12 protein-coding genes and 1 tRNA gene are annotated in these 16,939 nt (G+C 39.6%); 8 read left to right on the top strand and 5 right to left on the bottom strand.

Features of this window, described 5'->3' with window-relative positions; translation table 11 throughout:
- Nucleotides 1-43: 43 nt before the first annotated feature.
- From K6D58_RS06200 to lepB, 3 genes are read right to left on the bottom strand one after another with little or no spacing between them, the layout of a single operon-like run.
- On the bottom strand, nt 44-1,885 hold the full coding sequence (locus tag K6D58_RS06200) for a motility associated factor glycosyltransferase family protein (RefSeq protein WP_296828693.1): 1,842 nt from the start codon (nt 1,883-1,885) through the stop codon (nt 44-46).
- The gene (locus K6D58_RS06195; protein WP_296828691.1) at nt 1,863-3,791 is read right to left on the bottom strand and encodes a penicillin-binding protein; all 1,929 of its coding nucleotides are present in this window, start codon (nt 3,789-3,791) and stop codon (nt 1,863-1,865) included. The genes K6D58_RS06200 and K6D58_RS06195 overlap by 23 nt, the downstream gene beginning before the upstream one ends.
- On the bottom strand, nt 3,782-4,294 hold the full coding sequence (lepB, locus tag K6D58_RS06190; protein WP_296828689.1) for a signal peptidase I: 513 nt from the start codon (nt 4,292-4,294) through the stop codon (nt 3,782-3,784). The genes K6D58_RS06195 and lepB overlap by 10 nt, the downstream gene beginning before the upstream one ends.
- A gap of 77 nt (nt 4,295-4,371) precedes the next feature.
- Here lepB and K6D58_RS06185 point away from each other — a divergent pair, with 77 nt between their 5' ends.
- On the top strand, nt 4,372-5,571 hold the full coding sequence (locus tag K6D58_RS06185) for a peptidoglycan DD-metalloendopeptidase family protein (protein ID WP_296828688.1): 1,200 nt from the start codon (nt 4,372-4,374) through the stop codon (nt 5,569-5,571).
- Between the two features lie 9 nt (nt 5,572-5,580).
- Nucleotides 5,581-7,815 (top strand): polysaccharide deacetylase family protein, encoded by a 2,235-nt coding sequence (locus K6D58_RS06180; RefSeq protein ID WP_296828686.1) that lies wholly within the window; start codon nt 5,581-5,583, stop codon nt 7,813-7,815.
- Nucleotide 7,816: 1 nt separating this feature from the next.
- Here the strand turns inward: K6D58_RS06180 and K6D58_RS06175 are convergent, their stop codons facing one another.
- Both K6D58_RS06175 and aroC read right to left on the bottom strand, forming a co-directional pair.
- Nucleotides 7,817-9,133, bottom strand: coding sequence for a D-alanyl-D-alanine carboxypeptidase family protein (locus tag K6D58_RS06175; RefSeq protein ID WP_296828684.1), 1,317 nt, complete (start codon nt 9,131-9,133; stop codon nt 7,817-7,819).
- 17 nt (nt 9,134-9,150) lie between these two features.
- On the bottom strand, nt 9,151-10,212 hold the full coding sequence (gene aroC / locus K6D58_RS06170) for a chorismate synthase (protein ID WP_296828682.1): 1,062 nt from the start codon (nt 10,210-10,212) through the stop codon (nt 9,151-9,153).
- Nucleotides 10,213-10,379: 167 nt separating this feature from the next.
- On the opposite strand from aroC, the gene dapA reads away from it, so the two are divergent.
- The 6 genes from dapA to K6D58_RS06140 all read left to right on the top strand — a co-directional run bounded on the left by dapA (nt 10,380) and on the right by K6D58_RS06140 (nt 16,853).
- Nucleotides 10,380-11,285, top strand: a complete 906-nt coding sequence (gene dapA / locus K6D58_RS06165; RefSeq protein WP_296828681.1) for a 4-hydroxy-tetrahydrodipicolinate synthase — start codon at nt 10,380-10,382, stop codon at nt 11,283-11,285.
- A gap of 55 nt (nt 11,286-11,340) precedes the next feature.
- Complete coding sequence (asd, locus tag K6D58_RS06160; RefSeq protein WP_296828678.1) at nt 11,341-12,441, top strand: aspartate-semialdehyde dehydrogenase; 1,101 nt, start codon at nt 11,341-11,343, stop codon at nt 12,439-12,441.
- 268 nt (nt 12,442-12,709) lie between these two features.
- The gene (locus tag K6D58_RS06155) at nt 12,710-14,383 is read left to right on the top strand and encodes a 2-isopropylmalate synthase (RefSeq protein WP_486389756.1); all 1,674 of its coding nucleotides are present in this window, start codon (nt 12,710-12,712) and stop codon (nt 14,381-14,383) included.
- 299 nt (nt 14,384-14,682) lie between these two features.
- Nucleotides 14,683-14,755: transfer RNA gene (locus K6D58_RS06150), tRNA-Lys, on the top strand.
- A gap of 134 nt (nt 14,756-14,889) precedes the next feature.
- Nucleotides 14,890-16,464: a glutamate--tRNA ligase gene (gene gltX, locus K6D58_RS06145; protein WP_296828675.1), complete on the top strand. Its 1,575-nt coding sequence runs from the start codon at nt 14,890-14,892 to the stop codon at nt 16,462-16,464.
- Nucleotides 16,465-16,547: 83 nt separating this feature from the next.
- Nucleotides 16,548-16,853, top strand: a complete 306-nt coding sequence (locus K6D58_RS06140; RefSeq protein WP_296828673.1) for a Trp family transcriptional regulator — start codon at nt 16,548-16,550, stop codon at nt 16,851-16,853.
- Nucleotides 16,854-16,939: the final 86 nt, after the last annotated feature.

Here is a 16,939-nt window from a genome sequence, read left to right as displayed (position 1 = left end):
TCAAAAAAACATAAGGGCTTTTTTAAAAAATCAGGGATTTTTTTTAGCAGCCGGCAAGAAGTTCAATATAAGAGGAGCATGCTTCTTTTATACTTTTGTAGACTATTCCGGAATACTCAAACTGGCAGATTACCTTGTCCTGGGAAAGTCCCACAGTAAGCTTGTCCAGCTGGTCTTTTGTAGGAAAAACAAGGGCAGCTGCATTTTTTGCAGATGATGTAAGTATTTTTTTATCTATATCTTCAAGTTTATTAAAGAGGACAGGTGTATTTACAGACTTTTTCTTTTTAAGGTCATTTACGGCATTGCGGCAGATTTTTAAGCCTTCATCTGCATTGCAAGTAAGAAAATTAAGCTGGGATAAAAAAAGCTTTAATACCTGGTCAAAATCAGGACCTTCTTTTTTAGCCTCTTCTTCCTTTAATCTGGCTTTTTCTTTTTCTGCCCTGGCAAAAAAATCATTTCTGCTGTCCTTGCCTTTATTGTCCAGCAGCCCTTCGTTAAGAAATTGATCCAGACCGGATTTTTCTATTCCCTTAATAGCAAGACTGTCGGATGTAAGGGAATAGGTTTTTTGTCCCTTTATAAGGGCATTACTGCAGGATGCTTCAAACCAGGAAGAGAATATGGTCATCCTTAAGTCTGTAAGTATTTCCTTGTTTTCATAATTAAGGGCTTTTTTTAAGGGCGCACTCATAAGGTAGCCGGTACTAAAGGTTTCTGCAGTATTTGTTCTTATTGAATTTACGTGGGCCTTTTCTTCAAATTGTGAACCTTTTATATGGGTCTGCTTTCCCGGAAATCCCAGGTCCATGGCAGCTATATATATTCTTTTAGCCCCGCAGAACCTTGCAAAATCCCAGGCAACGGTTGCAACACTTCCTCCGGCACCCAGCCTTCCTTTTTCTCCCAGATAGGATTCAAAATATTTACCCATAGGAAAGTTTGAGGAACATAAAACCCTTTCCTTACATTCAAAACGTAATACTGAAGGGTAAACTGCACTTTCTGCTATAAGAATGGAAGATGGAGCCTTTAAAAATTCCAGGTGAAGGGCGCATACATACTGGGGGTCTACAAGAACAATAAAGTCCGGTTCAACATTTTTTGCAAGAAGGGCATGAAGGGCAGTGTCTACACAAACTATTATGCTTCTCTTTTTAATTTCTTCCATGTAGGGAAGAATCTTTTCCAGACTTGGACCTGCAGCAATGATTGTAAAGGGAATATCCCCTGCCATATCCTTAAATTTATTTATTCCGTCTAAAGTAAAACTCTTTCTTAAATTTTTGCAGCTGTTTTTAAGCCAGAGGGAAGAAAAGCGTTCCAGGGTCTTTACATTTACCTTTTCCCTTTCAGCAGATTTTTCTACAGAAAGTTTTATAGCTTCATACCAGTTTTTATTAGAGGCAGTCAGGCTTGGAAAAGAATAAACTTTCATTCCTCCTGCACTGAAATTTTTAAGGGCAGAAGCAGCTTCTTCAGAATCTTTTGTAAGTATTAAGGCCAGTTTTGGATGCTTAAAAAGCTTTTCCAGGGAACGGCAGGCAAGGGCTGCGTAAAAGGCAGAAGGATCTGATTCAACTATAATAATCTGGCTGTCAGGAGCTTTTTCTGCAAGTAATTCCGGAGCATAAAGAAGACCGCTTCCTAAAAAAAGGGCAGATTCATATTTGTCTTCATCAAAATCCTGTATCAGTTTAAGGGCTTCTCCGGAGGGATTATATCTTGAATGCAGCCAGTTTCCTTTAAAAGAGGCTGTATATTCTCCGTTTTTTGCAGGAGTAGTAATAAATTCCTGAGAAGAATCTGCCTTACTTATTTCATAAAGGCCTGGGAATCTCTGTCTGAATAAGTCCAGATTAGTGTTCAAGATAGAGTTCAATTGTCATGTCCTTTGTAACAGGGCTTCCTGCAGGAGGATTCTGTTTTACAACCCATCCTTCACCATGAATCTCAAATTTAATGGTGCCTGACTTAAGGAGTGAAAGAAGGTCTCTTTTTGGTCTTCCTGTAAAGTCCGGTACTGTGGATTCAACCTGAATTGGGGAAGAACCTTCTATGGTTACATATCCTGAATGTTCAAAAGAAGGGGCCTGATCCCTGTTCATTCCCAGGTAGTCAATAATTTCGTCTGCTGCCTGGGCAATTACAGGGGCAACAATACGGCCGGCATAGGTTTCTCCCTTTGGTTTTTCTATAACGATATAAAGAACTATTTCCGGATTTTCTACAGGGAATACTGCCATACAGTTGGAAATAAAGTCTGTAGTACTGTACCTTCCTGTAGAAGGGTCTGTCATCTGGGCTGTACCGGTTTTAACACCAATGGAAATATCTTTAAGGGAAGCTTTTGTACCTGTACCGCTTCTTGCAGTGGTTTCCATACATTCCAGTATATATTTTGCAGTAGATTCACTTATAACCCTTTGCCCCTTGCTTGTCTGGTGGCTGTAGGTTGTAGTTCCTTCTGCATCCGTAATACGGTGAATAAAGGTAAGGGGCACTTTTACACCCCTGTTGGCAATTACAGTTGCAGCCTGTACCATCTGAAGGGCACTTACAGAAATTTCCTGACCGATGGAAATAGTAGGCTTGGAACGGGCAGACCATAACTTATCATTCTGGTCCTTTATAATTCCCTTGGTTTCTGAAGGCAGTTCAACACCTGTTTTTTCTCCAAAGCCAAAGTTGTGGAGGTATTCAAGGAATGTATCTGTATTTATAGTTTCACTCATCTGGGCAAGGGCGTCATTACATGAATACTTAAGGGCTCCCTTTGCCGTAAGGTAACCGTGGTGGTCAAGACATTTTATACGGATTACTTCGCCACCGGAGGTTTTTCTTGAATATACTCCGTCACATTTGAAGCTGTCATCCGGTGTAATTGAACCGTTGTCAAGGAAGGCTGCTACAGAAAAAATCTTGAATACACTTCCTGGTTCGTAAACTGTAACTGCAGGTCTGTCTATCCTGCATTCTGCCGGGTAAGATGTGTAGTCATTAAGGTTGGCAGAAGGAAGGGTAATATATGAAAGAATTTCTCCCGTTTTGGCATAGGAAGCAATAAGGATTACGCTTTCTGCCTGGTGTTCCTTCATGGCATTCCCTGCAATCTGTTCAAGTTTATACTGAAGGGATGAATCAATGGTCAGGTAAACATTCTGAGTAGACCTGAGATTGTCATCAGATTTTTCTTCCTGACCGGAGTCTTTTTCTGCTTCCTTTGATTTATCCCGGTCTGGAGAAAGAAGCTTGTCCTGACTTAATTCAATACCTGACAGTCCTGAACCTTCTATTCCCATGTAGCCTATAAGCTGGCTTGCAAGTGAGTTTTCCGGATAGATTCTTCCCGGAACTTTGTCCAGTCTCCAGAAACTGCGGTAATTCTTTTCATCAAATAGTTTCAGCAGGGCTTTATATTCGTCCTGGGTAATTTTCTTTTTTAAGGGTGTAGACGGGCTTTTTATGGAATTTTTTATTTTTTCTACTGTCTGAAGCTGATCAATATCAATGATTTTTGCTATGTCCTTAACAAATTCTTCCGGAGACGGTACGTTTTTTGCAGTTACTGCCAGTGTGTAGAAGGTTGTTTGTACCGCAAGAGATTTGCCGTTTCTGTCTACGATTGAACCTCTTTCATAATCCTGTGTTTTTGTGATTTCGTCAGCAGGCTGCTTTTTTACAAAGGAAAGCTGTATAAAATTCCAGATTGTATATCCGGTAAAAAGAACAAAAACTGTAAGTACGGTTATAAAACGTTTTTTTTGAAAGAAGCCGTTTACCTGCATAAAACTCTGCCTAAAATATTGTTTACCGGTACGAATCCGTAATTTCTGGAATCAATTGAAAATTCACTGTTGTCTCCCAGTGCCAGGATTGTGTTCTCCGGAACAGAAGTAGTATTCTTCAGATTTTCGTATTGGTTTTTTGTAAGGGAAACAGTTTTCCCGTTTACCTTCAAATTATAGCCCGAATTATAGGAATATTCCAGCGTATCACCTGCTGTAGCAGCACATCTTTTTATTACCATTCTGTCATTATACATGTAAAAGACTACATCTCCTTTTTTAGGACCGGACCAGTTGAATAAAAGTTTGTCAGAGAAGGGGAGTACCAGCCCGTAGGAAATTTTACTTACGGCAATAGTGGAGCCTGATTTAATGGCAGGTGTCATGGACTGTCCTGAGATTTTATAGAATTCAATTACAAAAAGCTTAAGGATAATGGTAATGACCAGAAGGGCTGCAAGTATTTTTATTATTAAATCCAGACTTTTTGATTTGCTTTTCATATTAATGACCTTTTTTCTTAACTTTATGAATGTTAATAATTCTAATATGTAAAAATATTTGTGTCGATAATAAGTATATGGAAATATTTAACTGTTCGACAAGTATATCATATTCAAGATCATTTTCTAGAAGAAGCAGTGCTTTTCGCTCTTTTAAGGCCGGCTCTGCCATTCCTTTAAGGCTTAATTTATCCAGCTTAAAGGGGTTTGTCTGGGCATTTGTAAAGAAAATACGTACAGAATCCTTTTCCTTTGTTTCAGAGAGCCTGCAGACTGTATGCTCAAGTTTTTTAAAATACGGTCCAAAATACTGGTGGATTCCTTTATGTGGTCTTTCCCTGGTATCACTTCCGGTTTTTATTGATTCCTATCTTCAGAAAAAGGCAAGTATTGCCCTTCCTGTTGAATTTATGGCTCCGGATATGGAACGTATTGATTCAATTATGAATGAGTTTGCCTTTAGTGACTCATCTTATTACGATAAGGACGGTAATGTACTTACTTCTGACGGCAGTCTTCTTGTAAATACAGCCGGAATCAGGGAAAGCGTTACTTATCAGAACTATACTGTAAAAAGTGGTGAATCAATCAGCTCTATCAGCCGCAAATTCGGACTTTCAAATATTTCTACACTTATTGCAGTTAATAATATAGAAAACGTAAGGTCCCTTCGTGCAGGTCAGAAAATCCGTATTCCTTCTGCAGACGGCCTTATTCACCTTGTTCAGTCTGGAGAAAACCTTACGGGGCTTTCTGCAAGATATTCCGTTACTGTAGAAGATATTCTTGATACCAATGAGCTGTCATCTGAAGTTCTTGTTGCCGGACAGAAGCTTTTTATTCCTGGTGCAAAACTTGACAGTGAAAGCCTTCAGAAGGCTATGGGTGAACTTTTTACAAAACCTATTCATGCTAAATGGCGTCTTACTTCAAGATTTGGTTTAAGGCCAGATCCTTTTACAGGTGTAACATCCCGTCACAGTGGAATTGACATGGCCTGTCCTACAGGAACTGCAATTTATTCTTCCCTCAGCGGAAAGGTAAGCTTTACAGGTTACTCAAGCATTTATGGTAATTATGTAATTATAAATCATTATGATGGCTATCAGACCCTTTACGGTCACATGAGCAAGATTACATGTAAAAAGGGGCAGTCTGTAACTCAGAATACTAAGATTGGTCTTGTAGGAAATACAGGTTATTCAACCGGTCCTCATCTTCACTTCAGTGTCTATAAGAATGGTAAGCTTATTGACCCACTTTCTCTTATGAAATAAGGTTATTATATGAAGAAATTCTATTCAGCAGCACTTTTTCTGGCTCTTTCAGCAATAGTCTCCGGTCAGGCTACTTTCGGGAACCTGGATCTTAATCAGAAAAGTTCCCTTATCTATACAGTTAATCAGGATATTCCCGGTGCCGGTAAGTATGATGCCCTTTTTACGGTAAAGCTTGGTCAGGATAATATTCAGGGCAGTCCCCAGCTTATTACCTGTTTTCCGGAAAAAATGGAACTGCTCAATGAAAATTCAACCCTTCAGCTTCGTAACAGATATGGAACAGCCTGGTATTCCTTTGCCGACGATTCCCTTACCTGGAAAAGTGAAAGTGACAGAATCCCTGTTGAATACACAAGAATCGGTGCTGTAAGTCCAAGTCCAGATGGAAAATGGATTTGTTATGTAAACCAGACAAAAAATGCCCAGGGACAGCTTCTTCTTGTAGATGCAATGACCGGTAAATCCTGTATTCTTGTTGAAGAAAATCCTTTCAGATATGACAGTGTAAACGTAAAATGGGCACCGGACAGCAAGGCTCTTCTTTATGAAAAAAATGGTGCCGTATATTTTATAACTCCATCTTCTGCCTTTAAAAATGTAAGCCTGCCGGAAGATTACCGTAAAATCGGTGACGGTTATATTTCTTCTGTTGAATGGACAGACAATGCTTCCCTTCTTTATATAAGCGGTGACATTATTTACCTCATCAGGGAAAATGAACTTTATACAAGGGGTCTGTATTCTTCTTTTGTTGGCAATGGAACAATTGCAGGCAGACTTCCTCAGTCCTTTGATCCTTCTGAAGATATCTTCTTTTGTGATAATGAAGGCCACCAGCTGGTTCTTATTACAGGGGGAAACTTTATAAATTATTATTCCATTGGTTCTTCCGGTTATGATTATGTTACAAGCCGGGGAATCTATCCCCTTACTGGTATAAAAGGCGCTCCACTTAAATATAAGGTCTTCTGGACTGGAGAAAGAAAGCCTCTTTTATGGATGGAAATGCTTTCATATTCAACCGGAAAAAAGACTGCTACCTTCTATTCTCTTTACGGAAAAAACGGCCGCATGGAACTTCTTCTTGATACAGAAGAATCAACGGAACCTGTGCTTTCTAAAGACGGAAAGCATCTGGCTTTTGGCAGTGGAAAATCAGCCTTTATTTATGACCTGACTGAATGGAAACTCTGCGGAAAAACTTCAGGAGAAAAGATTCTGTCCCTTTTATGGCTTACAAATTCTACTCTTGTTGCCGGCAGTGACGAAACTGTTTTTCTTTATTCTGTTGATTATAAAAGTCTTGCGTCTTCCCAGCAGGTTCTTTTTCTTTCTTCTGCAGGAAAGGCTTTCTGGAATGGAGAAGAAATCTGTTCTAAAACAGCTTCAGGTAAAATATACAGCTGGAATTCCAAAAGAAAATCCTGGGATTTAAATGCTGCTTTGTCAGATGTAAAGAATGCTTCTGAAAAAAATTCCCGTTACAGGGTATTCCTTGGAACTTCCTTAAATAATCATTTTAATAATTCGATTTATGTAAGGTCTCTTTCCGGATCTGTTCTTACATATCCTCTTTATTCTCAGACAGAGATTCCTTCAGAAACAAGAAAGTCAAAAAGAGTTGCCCTTGTTTTTGATGCAATGGAAAGCGGAGAAGGGGTGCCTCAGATTTTAAGTGTTCTGGAAGAATATTCATTAAAGGGAACTTTCTTTCTTAACGGAGAGTTTATCCGCCGTTATCCTGTAGAAACAAAACAGATTGTTGCTTCCGGCTGTCAGTGTGCTTCAATTTTTTACAGCAGTGCAGATCTTCTTTCTTCTAATTTTATTATTGATAGTGATTTTATAAAAAGGGGACTGGCAAGAAATGAAGATGAGTTCTTTTCTGCAACGGGTAAGGAACTTTCCCTTATGTGGCATGCACCATATTATAGAAGTAATGATATGATGAAGGCAGCTGCAGCAGAAGCAGGTTATTCATATCTTGAAGCCTGTCAGGAAATAAAGGACTCTGTTTCTTTTGAAGAAGCAGCTTCTGATCCATCTGTAAAATACTTAAGTTCTTCCCAGCTCATTGATCAGATTACTGCCTCTTTATATGACGGAATGGTTATAAGCATCAGTACCGGAAAATCTAAAGGCAGCAGAAAGGATTATCTTTACGAAAATATTGATCTTTTAATATCTGCCATTCTTGATTCAGGCTGTACCATTGTAGATGCAGCCCAGTTTGCAAGATAATTTACATTGACCTTCTTAAAGACCATACTATTATTTTATCAGCTATGAGCCCCGGCCCGCTTTTTTGAGTAGTAGTACGGTCACTTACCAGATCTACTGTTCGCAGGGCAACATTGTCTGCATGGAAGATAAGTTTTCCCAGAACCTGTCCTGCGTTTACTTCTTCAGATACAAAATCAGGCTTTATTACCTTACACTGAATTTTTCCATGAGCAGCTTTTGGAATTGTAAAGTCAAGTTTTTCTGCCGGAATAAGTTTGAATGCTTCTTCCTTACATCCAGGATTTGAAATTACATATTCATATTTTTCTTCAGGCCTGTAGCTTTCAAAATTATTAAAGGCGTAATCCATCAGTCTTGTACCGTCAATCTGTCTGTAATAGTTACCTTCAAGGGTACTTCTTCCAGGACCATTCATTATAACGGCAAGATAGCGCTGTCCGTTTCTTACTGCTGTAAGGGCAATATTGTAGCCGCTTTCATCAATAAAACCGGTTTTAAGGCCATCGCAGCCTTCCAGTTCATCAAGGAGTTTATTTGTGTTGCTTATAGTCCAGCCATTATGCTCCGGATAGGTAAATTCCTTTACAGAGTGATAGTCTTTAAGGCTTTCCGGAAAAGAAGTAATGTACCAGAGGGAAAAGTCCGTAAATTCCCTGGCTGTTGTAATGTTCTGAGCACTGTAGCCTGAGCTTTCAACAAAAAATGTATTTTTAAGGCCAAGATTATGTATTAAGGAATTCATCCTTGCAACAAACTTGTCCATTCTTCCTTCTACATAATTTGCAACTGCAATTGAACCGTCGTTTGCACTGGCAACTGCAAGTCCTGTAAGAAGGGTTTTAAGGTCAACCTTATCATCTTTTTTTAATCCCATTCTTGAAGCATCCCAGGGAAGGTTTTCTGCCCAGCTTTCAGGAGGGAGGGGAACAGTATCCGTAAGCTTAATCTTTCCATTTTTAACGTCCTCAAAAACAACTGCCATTTCTACAAGCTTTGTCATTGAAGCAGGAGGAATAAGGGTATCAGGATTTTTTTCGTAAAGAATGTTGCCTGTTGCAGTATCAATTAAAACTGCACTCCCTGAGTTTATGTCAAAACCGGCCTGGTTTTTGTAAGGCAGGGGATGAAGCCTCTGTAAGCGTTCAGGGTAAAGGTTTTCTAATTTATCAGAAAGGAGATTTTTCTCTTCTTTACTAAGGCTGCTGCATTCCGGGTTAAGGACAGAAGCCCTTCTGACTTCAAAAAATATGCTCAGGATAATAATAAGGCCTGCTGATGCTGCGATAGTAGCTTTAATTTTATTTTTTTTAGTCATTTTGCCTCACCGCCTTTTTATGCTCTTGAAGCCCTGTTTCTTAAAAGAAGGTCTGCCAGAGTAATGGCAGTCATGGCTTCTATAACCGGAACAATTCTTGGACACAGACAGATATCATGTCTTCCTTCAATTAAGACATCACAGTTTTTTCCATTAATGTCTATGGATTTCTGTTCAAGGTAAATGCTTGGTACAGGTTTTACTGCAGCCCTGAATATAATGTCATTTCCGTTGGTAATACCGGCAAGGATTCCTCCTGCATTGTTGCTTTCAAATACAGGACCTTCCCTCATCTGGTCATTGTTGCTTTTTCCATCTGAATCCGCACTGTCAAAGCCGCTTCCAAATTCAATTCCCTTTACGGCACCTATAGAAAGAATGGCATGGGCAATAAGGGCATCTGCCTTGTCAAAAACAGGTTCTCCAAGACCTGTAGAAACACCCTGTGCAATACACTCTACAATTCCTCCGCAGGAATTTTTTTGCATGCGGTACTGATCTACAGCTTTAAGCATTTTTTCTGCAGCATCTTTATCTGCACATCTCATAAGGTTATTTTCTATTTCTGCAAGGTCTGTTTTTTCTGCACTGATACCTGCAGCTTTTTTTGTATAGGCAGTCACTTTTATGCCTTCCTGAGCAAGAAACATTTTTGCAAAGGCCCCTGCAGCTACTCTTGCACAGGTTTCCCTTCCGCTGGAACGGCCTCCGCCCCTGTAATCCCTGATTCCGTATTTTTCAAAGTAGGTATAGTCTCCGTGCCCTGGCCTGAATAAATCCTTTATATTTGAATAGTCTCCTGAATGCTGGTTTTCATTTTTGATAAGAATTGCAATGGAAGTACCTGTGGTTTTTCCTTCAAACACACCACTAAGAATTACAGCCCTGTCAGATTCTTTTCTGGCAGTTACAGCTGCACTTTTAGCTCCCGGCTTTCTTCTGTCCATTTCTGCCTGAAGAAAATCTTCATCTACCTTAATTCCTGCCGGACAGCCGTCTATAATACAGCCAAGTCCTTCTCCATGACTTTCTCCAAAAGTTGTAACCCTGAATGCCTGTCCAAAAGTATTTCCTGCCATTTTCTGCACCTTATATCTGATTATTTATATAGAAGTTATTCTATCGGTATCAGGCTTTTATGTCGAGTTTTTAAGCCTTTAATCCATGTTTCTACTTAAAGAATTCAATTGATTAAATCATTGCAAATCACTAATATTTATTCGATTTATTTAGCAAGGAGACTGTCATGGCTTTAATTCACGGTGCATATACTGCAATGATTACACCAATGCTTTCAAATGGTGATGTGGATTATGAGGGTTTTAAGAAAAACGTCATGTTCCAGCTTGAACAGGGAATAGACGGACTTCTTCCTCTTGGTACCAGCGGTGAAACACCAACTCTTGATGAGGATGAAGAAGAAAAACTTCTTGATATTATTTTCCCTTTAGTAAAGGATTTTAATAAAAAAAATGGTAAAGACGTTAAAGTAATGGTAGGTGCAGGAAGCAACAATACCAGGGATGCTGTACGTTACTGTCAGCGTGCTAAGGATTTTGGTGCAGATTTTGCCCTTGTAGTTACACCTTATTACAATAAGCCTAGTGATGAAGGTATCTTCCGTCATTTTGAAGCTGTTTCAAAAGTGGGGATACCTGTAGTTGTTTATAATATTCAGGGCCGCACTGGTAAGAATATTTCTACAGCCCTTCTTCAGCGTATTGTTGAACTTCCAAATATTGTGGGAGTAAAGGAAGCCAGTGGTAATATTAACCAGATGATGGAAGTAATAGAAAAGATTAAGCTTTCAAAACCTGATTTTGCAGTAATGAGTGGTGATGATGGTCTTACACTTCCTCTTATGGCAGCAGGTGGAGACGGTGTTATCTCTGTAGTAACAAACATGATTCCTGGTCTTATGGGTCAGCTTGTACACGAATGCGAAAAGGGTAACTTTGCAGAAGCAAGAAAGCTTCATTACCGCCTTCAGCCATTCTTCAGGGCAGCCTTTGTAGACGGAAACCCTACATGCATTAAGTATGCCATGAATGTTAAGGGACTTGCAGCCGGAAGTGTACGTCTTCCTCTTGCAGAGCCAACTGATGCAGCTAAAAAAATTATTGAAGACGCAATCAAAAGCTGCAATCTTTAATTAATAAAAAAAATCAGGTCCCTTTTATGGACCGCTTATAACTAAGGAGTATATTATGGAAAAAATAAGCGTAGGTGTTCTTGGTGCTACAGGTATGGTAGGACAGCGCTATATTAAACTTCTGGAAAATCACCCATGGTTTAAGGTTACATATGTTGCAGCATCTCCACGTAGTGCAGGTAAACTTTATAAGGATGTTGTTGCATCAAAATGGCTCATCGGTGAAGAAATCCCTGCAGATGTAGCAAACCTTACAATTCAGGATGCAAACGATGCAAAGCTTGCCCTTGGAAAATGTAAGTTTGTATTTTCTGCCCTTGAAATGGGAAAAGACGAAATTAAGGCTCTTGAAGAAGCTTATGCTGCAGAAGGAATTCCTGTAGTTTCAAATGCAAGTGCAAACAGATGGACAGAAGATGTACCAATGCTTGTTCCGGAAATCAATTATTCTCATCTTGATATTATTAAAAAGCAGCAGGAACATCACGGCTGGGATAAGGGATTTATCGCAGTTAAGCCTAACTGTTCCCTTCAGACTTATATGATGCCTCTTCATGCCCTTATTATGGCAGGTTATCCTGTAAAGCGCATGATCGTAACTACACTTCAGGCAACAAGTGGTGCAGGTTATCCTGGTGTTCCTTCTTTTGATATGATTGACAATATCGTTCCATTCATTGGTGGAGAAGAAGAAAAGACAGAAAAAGAATGCCTTAAGATTCTTGGAAAAGTTGACGACGATAAGATTGCAAATGCTTCACTTCCACAGGTAAGCTCAACATGTACCCGTGTACCTGTTATTGATGGTCACACAGCTTGTATTTCCCTTGAATTTGATCTTCCTCAGGATAAAAAACCTTCCCTTGAAGAAATCGAAAAGGTATGGACTTCATACAAGTCACTTCCACAGGAACTTGAACTTCCAAGTGCTCCTGTTCATCCTATTGTTGTACGCCATGAAGACAATCGTCCTCAGCCACGCCGTGACCGCGAAACAGAAAAGGGAATGGCATGTGTAATCGGTCGTCTCCGTCCTTGTAATGTATTTGACGTTAAGTTTGTAGCTTTAAGCCACAACACTAAGCGCGGTGCAGCAATGGGTGGTATCCTTAATGCTGAACTCCTTAAGGCTAAAGGATTTTTTGACAAGCTTTAATTGATTCATTTTTTTACAGGTCCAAAAAAGTAAAAGTTAAGGGCCTGTAACTATTGAATAAAAAACTTATAAGGGATATAAAATAAACATGATTAAATTGAACCTTCTACTAAACCTAGATTCTCGTAACGCTTGCCCGGGCACTAGGTACTAGGATTGTTCAATATCATTTCTTGATTTTGTATACAAGGACCTGTTGCTTAGGCAGCAGGTCTTTTTTATTTTTTTACTGTATTTAATTAAATGGGGGAGTAAAAATATGAGCAGAATGAATCCAAATGGAAAGTACGGTTCTTTTGTGGACCTGGATTTTAAGGAAAGGACCTGGCCTTCAAAAAGAATTACAAAGGCTCCTTTATGGTGTTCCGTTGATTTAAGGGACGGTAATCAGGCTCTTGTTAATCCTATGGGAATTGACACAAAGCTTGCCTTCTTTGATCTTCTTGTAAAAATTGGTTTTAAAGAAATAGAAGTTGGTTTTCCTGCAGCCAGTGACACAGAATACGATTTTTGCCGCCGCCTTATAGAAGAAAATCACATTCCTGATGATGTTACCATTCAGGTTCTTTGTCAGGCCCGCGAAAAGCTTGTAAAAAAGACTCTTGAAGCCCTTAAAGGCTGTAAGCAGGCAATTTTCCATATATACAATTCTACTTCTCCTGCCCAGCGTAAATATACCTTTGGTAAGTCAAAGGAAGAAATAAAGCAGATTGCTATTGAAGGTGTCCGCTGCATTAAAAACAGCCTTACAGAAGAAGACAGAAAAAAGATTCGTATTGAATATTCTCCGGAAAGTTTTTCCATGACAGAAATTGACTATGCAATTGAAGTTTGTGAAGCCGTAAAGGCAGAATGGGGCCTTCTTCCTGGTGAAAAAATCATCATGAACCTTCCTACAACAGTTGAATGCTATACTCCAAATGTTTATGCAGACCGTATTGAATATTTTGCAAAGCATATTTCTGACAGGGAACATGTAATTATTTCTACCCACTGCCACAATGACCGTGGAACAGGTGTTGCTTCTGCTGAACTTGCCCTTCTTGCAGGGGCTGACAGAACAGAAGGCTGTCTTTTTGGTAATGGTGAACGCACTGGTAATCTTGATATTGTAAATGTAGCCCTTAACATGTTCTCAGAAGGTGTTGACCCTGAACTTGATTTTACAAATCTTCCTGAAATTGCAGAACTTTACAACCGCTTTACCGGTATGGAAATCAATCCAAGAAGTCCATGGGCAGGTGAACTGGTATTTACTGCCTTTAGTGGTTCTCACCAGGATGCCATCAGAAAGGGAATGGCTGCCCGTACTAAGATGGATAAAAATGCCCTCTGGGATGTTCCTTATCTTCTTATTGATCCCCATGATATCGGTCGTCAGTATGAAGGAATTATCCGAATTAACAGTCAGAGCGGTAAGGGTGGTGCAGCTTATATTCTTGAAGAAAAATACGGACTTATTCTGCCTAAAGCAATGCATCCGGCTCTTGGAGAAATCATTAAGACTGCAGCAGATAAGGCTCAGCGTGAACTTCAGACAGAAGAGATTTATAACCTCTTTGTAAAACAGTGGCTTGAAGCAAAGGGAAGCCTTTCTATTCTTGACCTTTCAGAAACTCATCTTGAAGGAAACGGAACTTCCGGAGAAACAACCATGTGCCGTGGTGTAGTAACCTGGAAGGGAGAAAAGTTTACTATTGGAGAAAAGGGTAACGGACCTCTTGATGCCTTCTCTGCAGCCCTTAAGGCCACACCGGCTCCTGCATTCAGTATTACAGCCTTCCATGAGCACAGTGTTGGTACAGGTAATGATACCAGTGCCGTAGCTTATGTTCAGATTACCTGCGAAGACGGCCAGCAGTACTGGGGTGCAGGAAAATCTACAAGTGTAGGTAGGGCAGGTATTGATGCTGTAGTGAGCGCCCTTAATCAGATAAAGTAATTATATAACAGAATTTTATCAGGGAATGGAGCTTTTAATTGTAACTTTGCCCCCATGGCAGTGTTTGTTTTTATGAATATTGCAAGGGCAATATACAAGCAGTTTTGAGGACGATTAAAAATCTCCTTTTTTTCTGCATCCTCCTCTCCTTTTGACCTCCGCAGGGTTCGTTGAACATGCGGAGGTTTTTTTTATGTACAGTGTAAAAAAAAATATAAAAATTTATGTGAATTTATTAAAAATGCACTTGACGCTTTTTTATATAAAGTATATATTATTCTCACGTTCAACGAACGGATGGGCTATTAGCTCAGGTGGTAGAGCACCGCCCTTTTAAGGCGGCTGTCTGCAGTTCGAGTCTGCAATAGCTCAGTAAAGCATCGGAAGCAATTCCGGTGCTTTTTTTATGCCCTTCCGGCTTGTCAGGGGGCTGTGCTTGTTCAGAATTATAAAAGCAGTTATAATCGCAGCAAGAATTCAAGAATATTTATATATATGAGGTTTATATGGACAAAGAAGTAAGGGTTCGTTATGCTCCGTCTCCAACCGGACTTCAGCATATTGGTGGTGTAAGAACTGCACTTTTTAATTATCTTTATGCACGTTCTCAGGGCGGTAAATTCATTCTCCGTCTTGAAGATACAGACCGTACCCGCTATGACGAAAAATACGTACAGAACCTGTATGACACAATGGCATGGCTTGGAATTGACTGGGATGAAGGTGGTTCCAAGGGTGGTGAATATGGTCCTTATGTTCAGAGTGAACGTTTTGAACTTTACAAGGAATATGCCCAGAAACTGGTAGAAAAGGGAGAAGCTTACTACTGTTTCTGTGACTCAGAGCGTCTTGAAAGAATCCGTAAAATACAGACAGAAAACAAACTTCCACCTGGATACGACCGTAACTGCCGTCATCTTACTCCGGAAGAAATAAAGGCAAATCTTGATGCAGGCAAGCCTTATGTAATCCGTCTTAAGGTACCTCTTGAAGGAGAAACAAAGTTTACAGACCATCTTCTTGGTGACATTGTATGGAAAAATGAAGATATTTCCCCTGATCCTGTTTTGCTTAAGTCAGATGGTTTCCCTACATATCATCTTGCAAATATTGTTGATGACCACATGATGAAGATTTCTCATGTAATGCGTGCTCAGGAATGGATTCCATCTACACCTCTTCACGTTCAGATGTATCGTTCATTTGGCTGGGAACATCCTGAATTCTGTCATCTTCCTATGGTAAACGGATCTGATGGTAAAAAGCTTTCAAAGCGCCATGGTTCCACATCCCTTAATGAATTCCGTGCAAGGGGATATCTGCCACAGGCTATCGTAAACTATGTAGCTCTTTTAGGCTGCTCTTATGATGACGGTGTAGATATGTATACACTGGAAGAACTTGGAAAGAAATTCAAGCTTGAACATCTTAACAAGGCTCCTGCTGTATTTGATTATAAAAAACTGGAATGGTACAACGGTCAGTATATCCGTGCCTTAACTGATGAGGAACTTTATAAGTGGACCCTTCCTTTTATAACTAAAACAGGTGATGCCTGCCTTGAAATTAATCCTGAAAATCCTCAGCCTAAGCCAAAGGTTGGACCTGAATATTCTGGTGTAGCCCTTGGTCCTGATGGTGAACCTGTTTGTGTAGATGCTTCAATGAATATGTCTTCTGCAGATGTAAAGGCTGCCCTTATGAAGCTTATGCCTCTTATTAAGGAACGTCTTCACTTCCTTACTGATGCTGCGGAAATGGTACACTTCCTCTTTACAGAGCCTGCTGTTCCACCAAAGGCTGACATTATTCCTAAAAAGATTGATGAAGCAAAAACAAAGGAAGTTCTTCAGAATGCAATTGAATTTGTAAAGCAGCTTCCTTCCCTTGATCACGAAGCCAGTGAAGCTCTTGCTAAGTCTTATGCAGAAAAGCTTGGAATTAAACTCGGTGACTTTATGATGCCTATCCGTATGGCAGTTACAGGAAGCCGTGTTTCTCCTCCTTTAATGGGTTCAATCCTTATTCTTGGAGTAGACAAGTCAATCGAAAGAATTAACAGGACTCTTGCAGAATTCTGATTTTGCAGCTGAATATTAGAGGCCGTTTCTTTTATAAAGGGGCGGTCTTTTTCTTTTGAAAAAATTTGAGGTGAATGTTTAAAATGGCTAAAGAAACAGTTAATGATACCATTAAGGAAATATGTTCACTCCTGGCAGATATTCAGGATGAAAACCTTATATTTGATTTTTTCGGATGCCTCTTTACAAAGGCTGAACTGAAGGATTTTTCCAACCGCTGGAATCTTGTTAAGGAACTTGATGCAGGAACAACTCAAAGAGAAATTGCCAGAAAATTCGGTATGTCTCTTTGTAATATTACCAGGGGCTCAAGGGAAATGAAAAAAGAGGATTCTGCTTTTATGAAGATTCTTGCCATCTATAAAAACAAAAACCCTTCTAAAGAATAGATTTATTCTGTCAGTGATTTTTTTGATTTAATTTAAAATACAAAAAGGCACCTTTTAAGGCCTGGATAAAGTGTATCCCTGGTTTG

The organism is Treponema sp. (genome assembly GCF_024696245.1).
Lineage (GTDB): Bacteria > Spirochaetota > Spirochaetia > Treponematales > Treponemataceae > Treponema_D.
This window is presented reverse-complemented; position numbering and strand designations above follow the sequence as displayed.

Bases quoted from the DNA above. Each gene is read 5' to 3' on its own strand.
- K6D58_RS06195 (WP_296828691.1), bottom strand. From the start codon at position 3,791: ATGCAGGTAAACGGCTTCTTTCAAAAAAAACGTTTTATAACCGTACTT.
- lepB (WP_296828689.1), bottom strand. From the start codon at position 4,294: ATGAAAAGCAAATCAAAAAGTCTGGATTTAATAATAAAAATACTTGCA.
- K6D58_RS06185 (WP_296828688.1), top strand. From the start codon at position 4,372: ATGGAAATATTTAACTGTTCGACAAGTATATCATATTCAAGATCATTT.
- K6D58_RS06180 (WP_296828686.1), top strand. From the start codon at position 5,581: ATGAAGAAATTCTATTCAGCAGCACTTTTTCTGGCTCTTTCAGCAATA.
- K6D58_RS06175 (WP_296828684.1), bottom strand. From the start codon at position 9,133: ATGACTAAAAAAAATAAAATTAAAGCTACTATCGCAGCATCAGCAGGC.
- aroC (WP_296828682.1), bottom strand. From the start codon at position 10,212: ATGGCAGGAAATACTTTTGGACAGGCATTCAGGGTTACAACTTTTGGA.
- dapA (WP_296828681.1), top strand. From the start codon at position 10,380: ATGGCTTTAATTCACGGTGCATATACTGCAATGATTACACCAATGCTT.
- asd (WP_296828678.1), top strand. From the start codon at position 11,341: ATGGAAAAAATAAGCGTAGGTGTTCTTGGTGCTACAGGTATGGTAGGA.
- K6D58_RS06155 (WP_486389756.1), top strand. From the start codon at position 12,710: ATGAATCCAAATGGAAAGTACGGTTCTTTTGTGGACCTGGATTTTAAG.
- gltX (WP_296828675.1), top strand. From the start codon at position 14,890: ATGGACAAAGAAGTAAGGGTTCGTTATGCTCCGTCTCCAACCGGACTT.
- K6D58_RS06140 (WP_296828673.1), top strand. From the start codon at position 16,548: ATGGCTAAAGAAACAGTTAATGATACCATTAAGGAAATATGTTCACTC.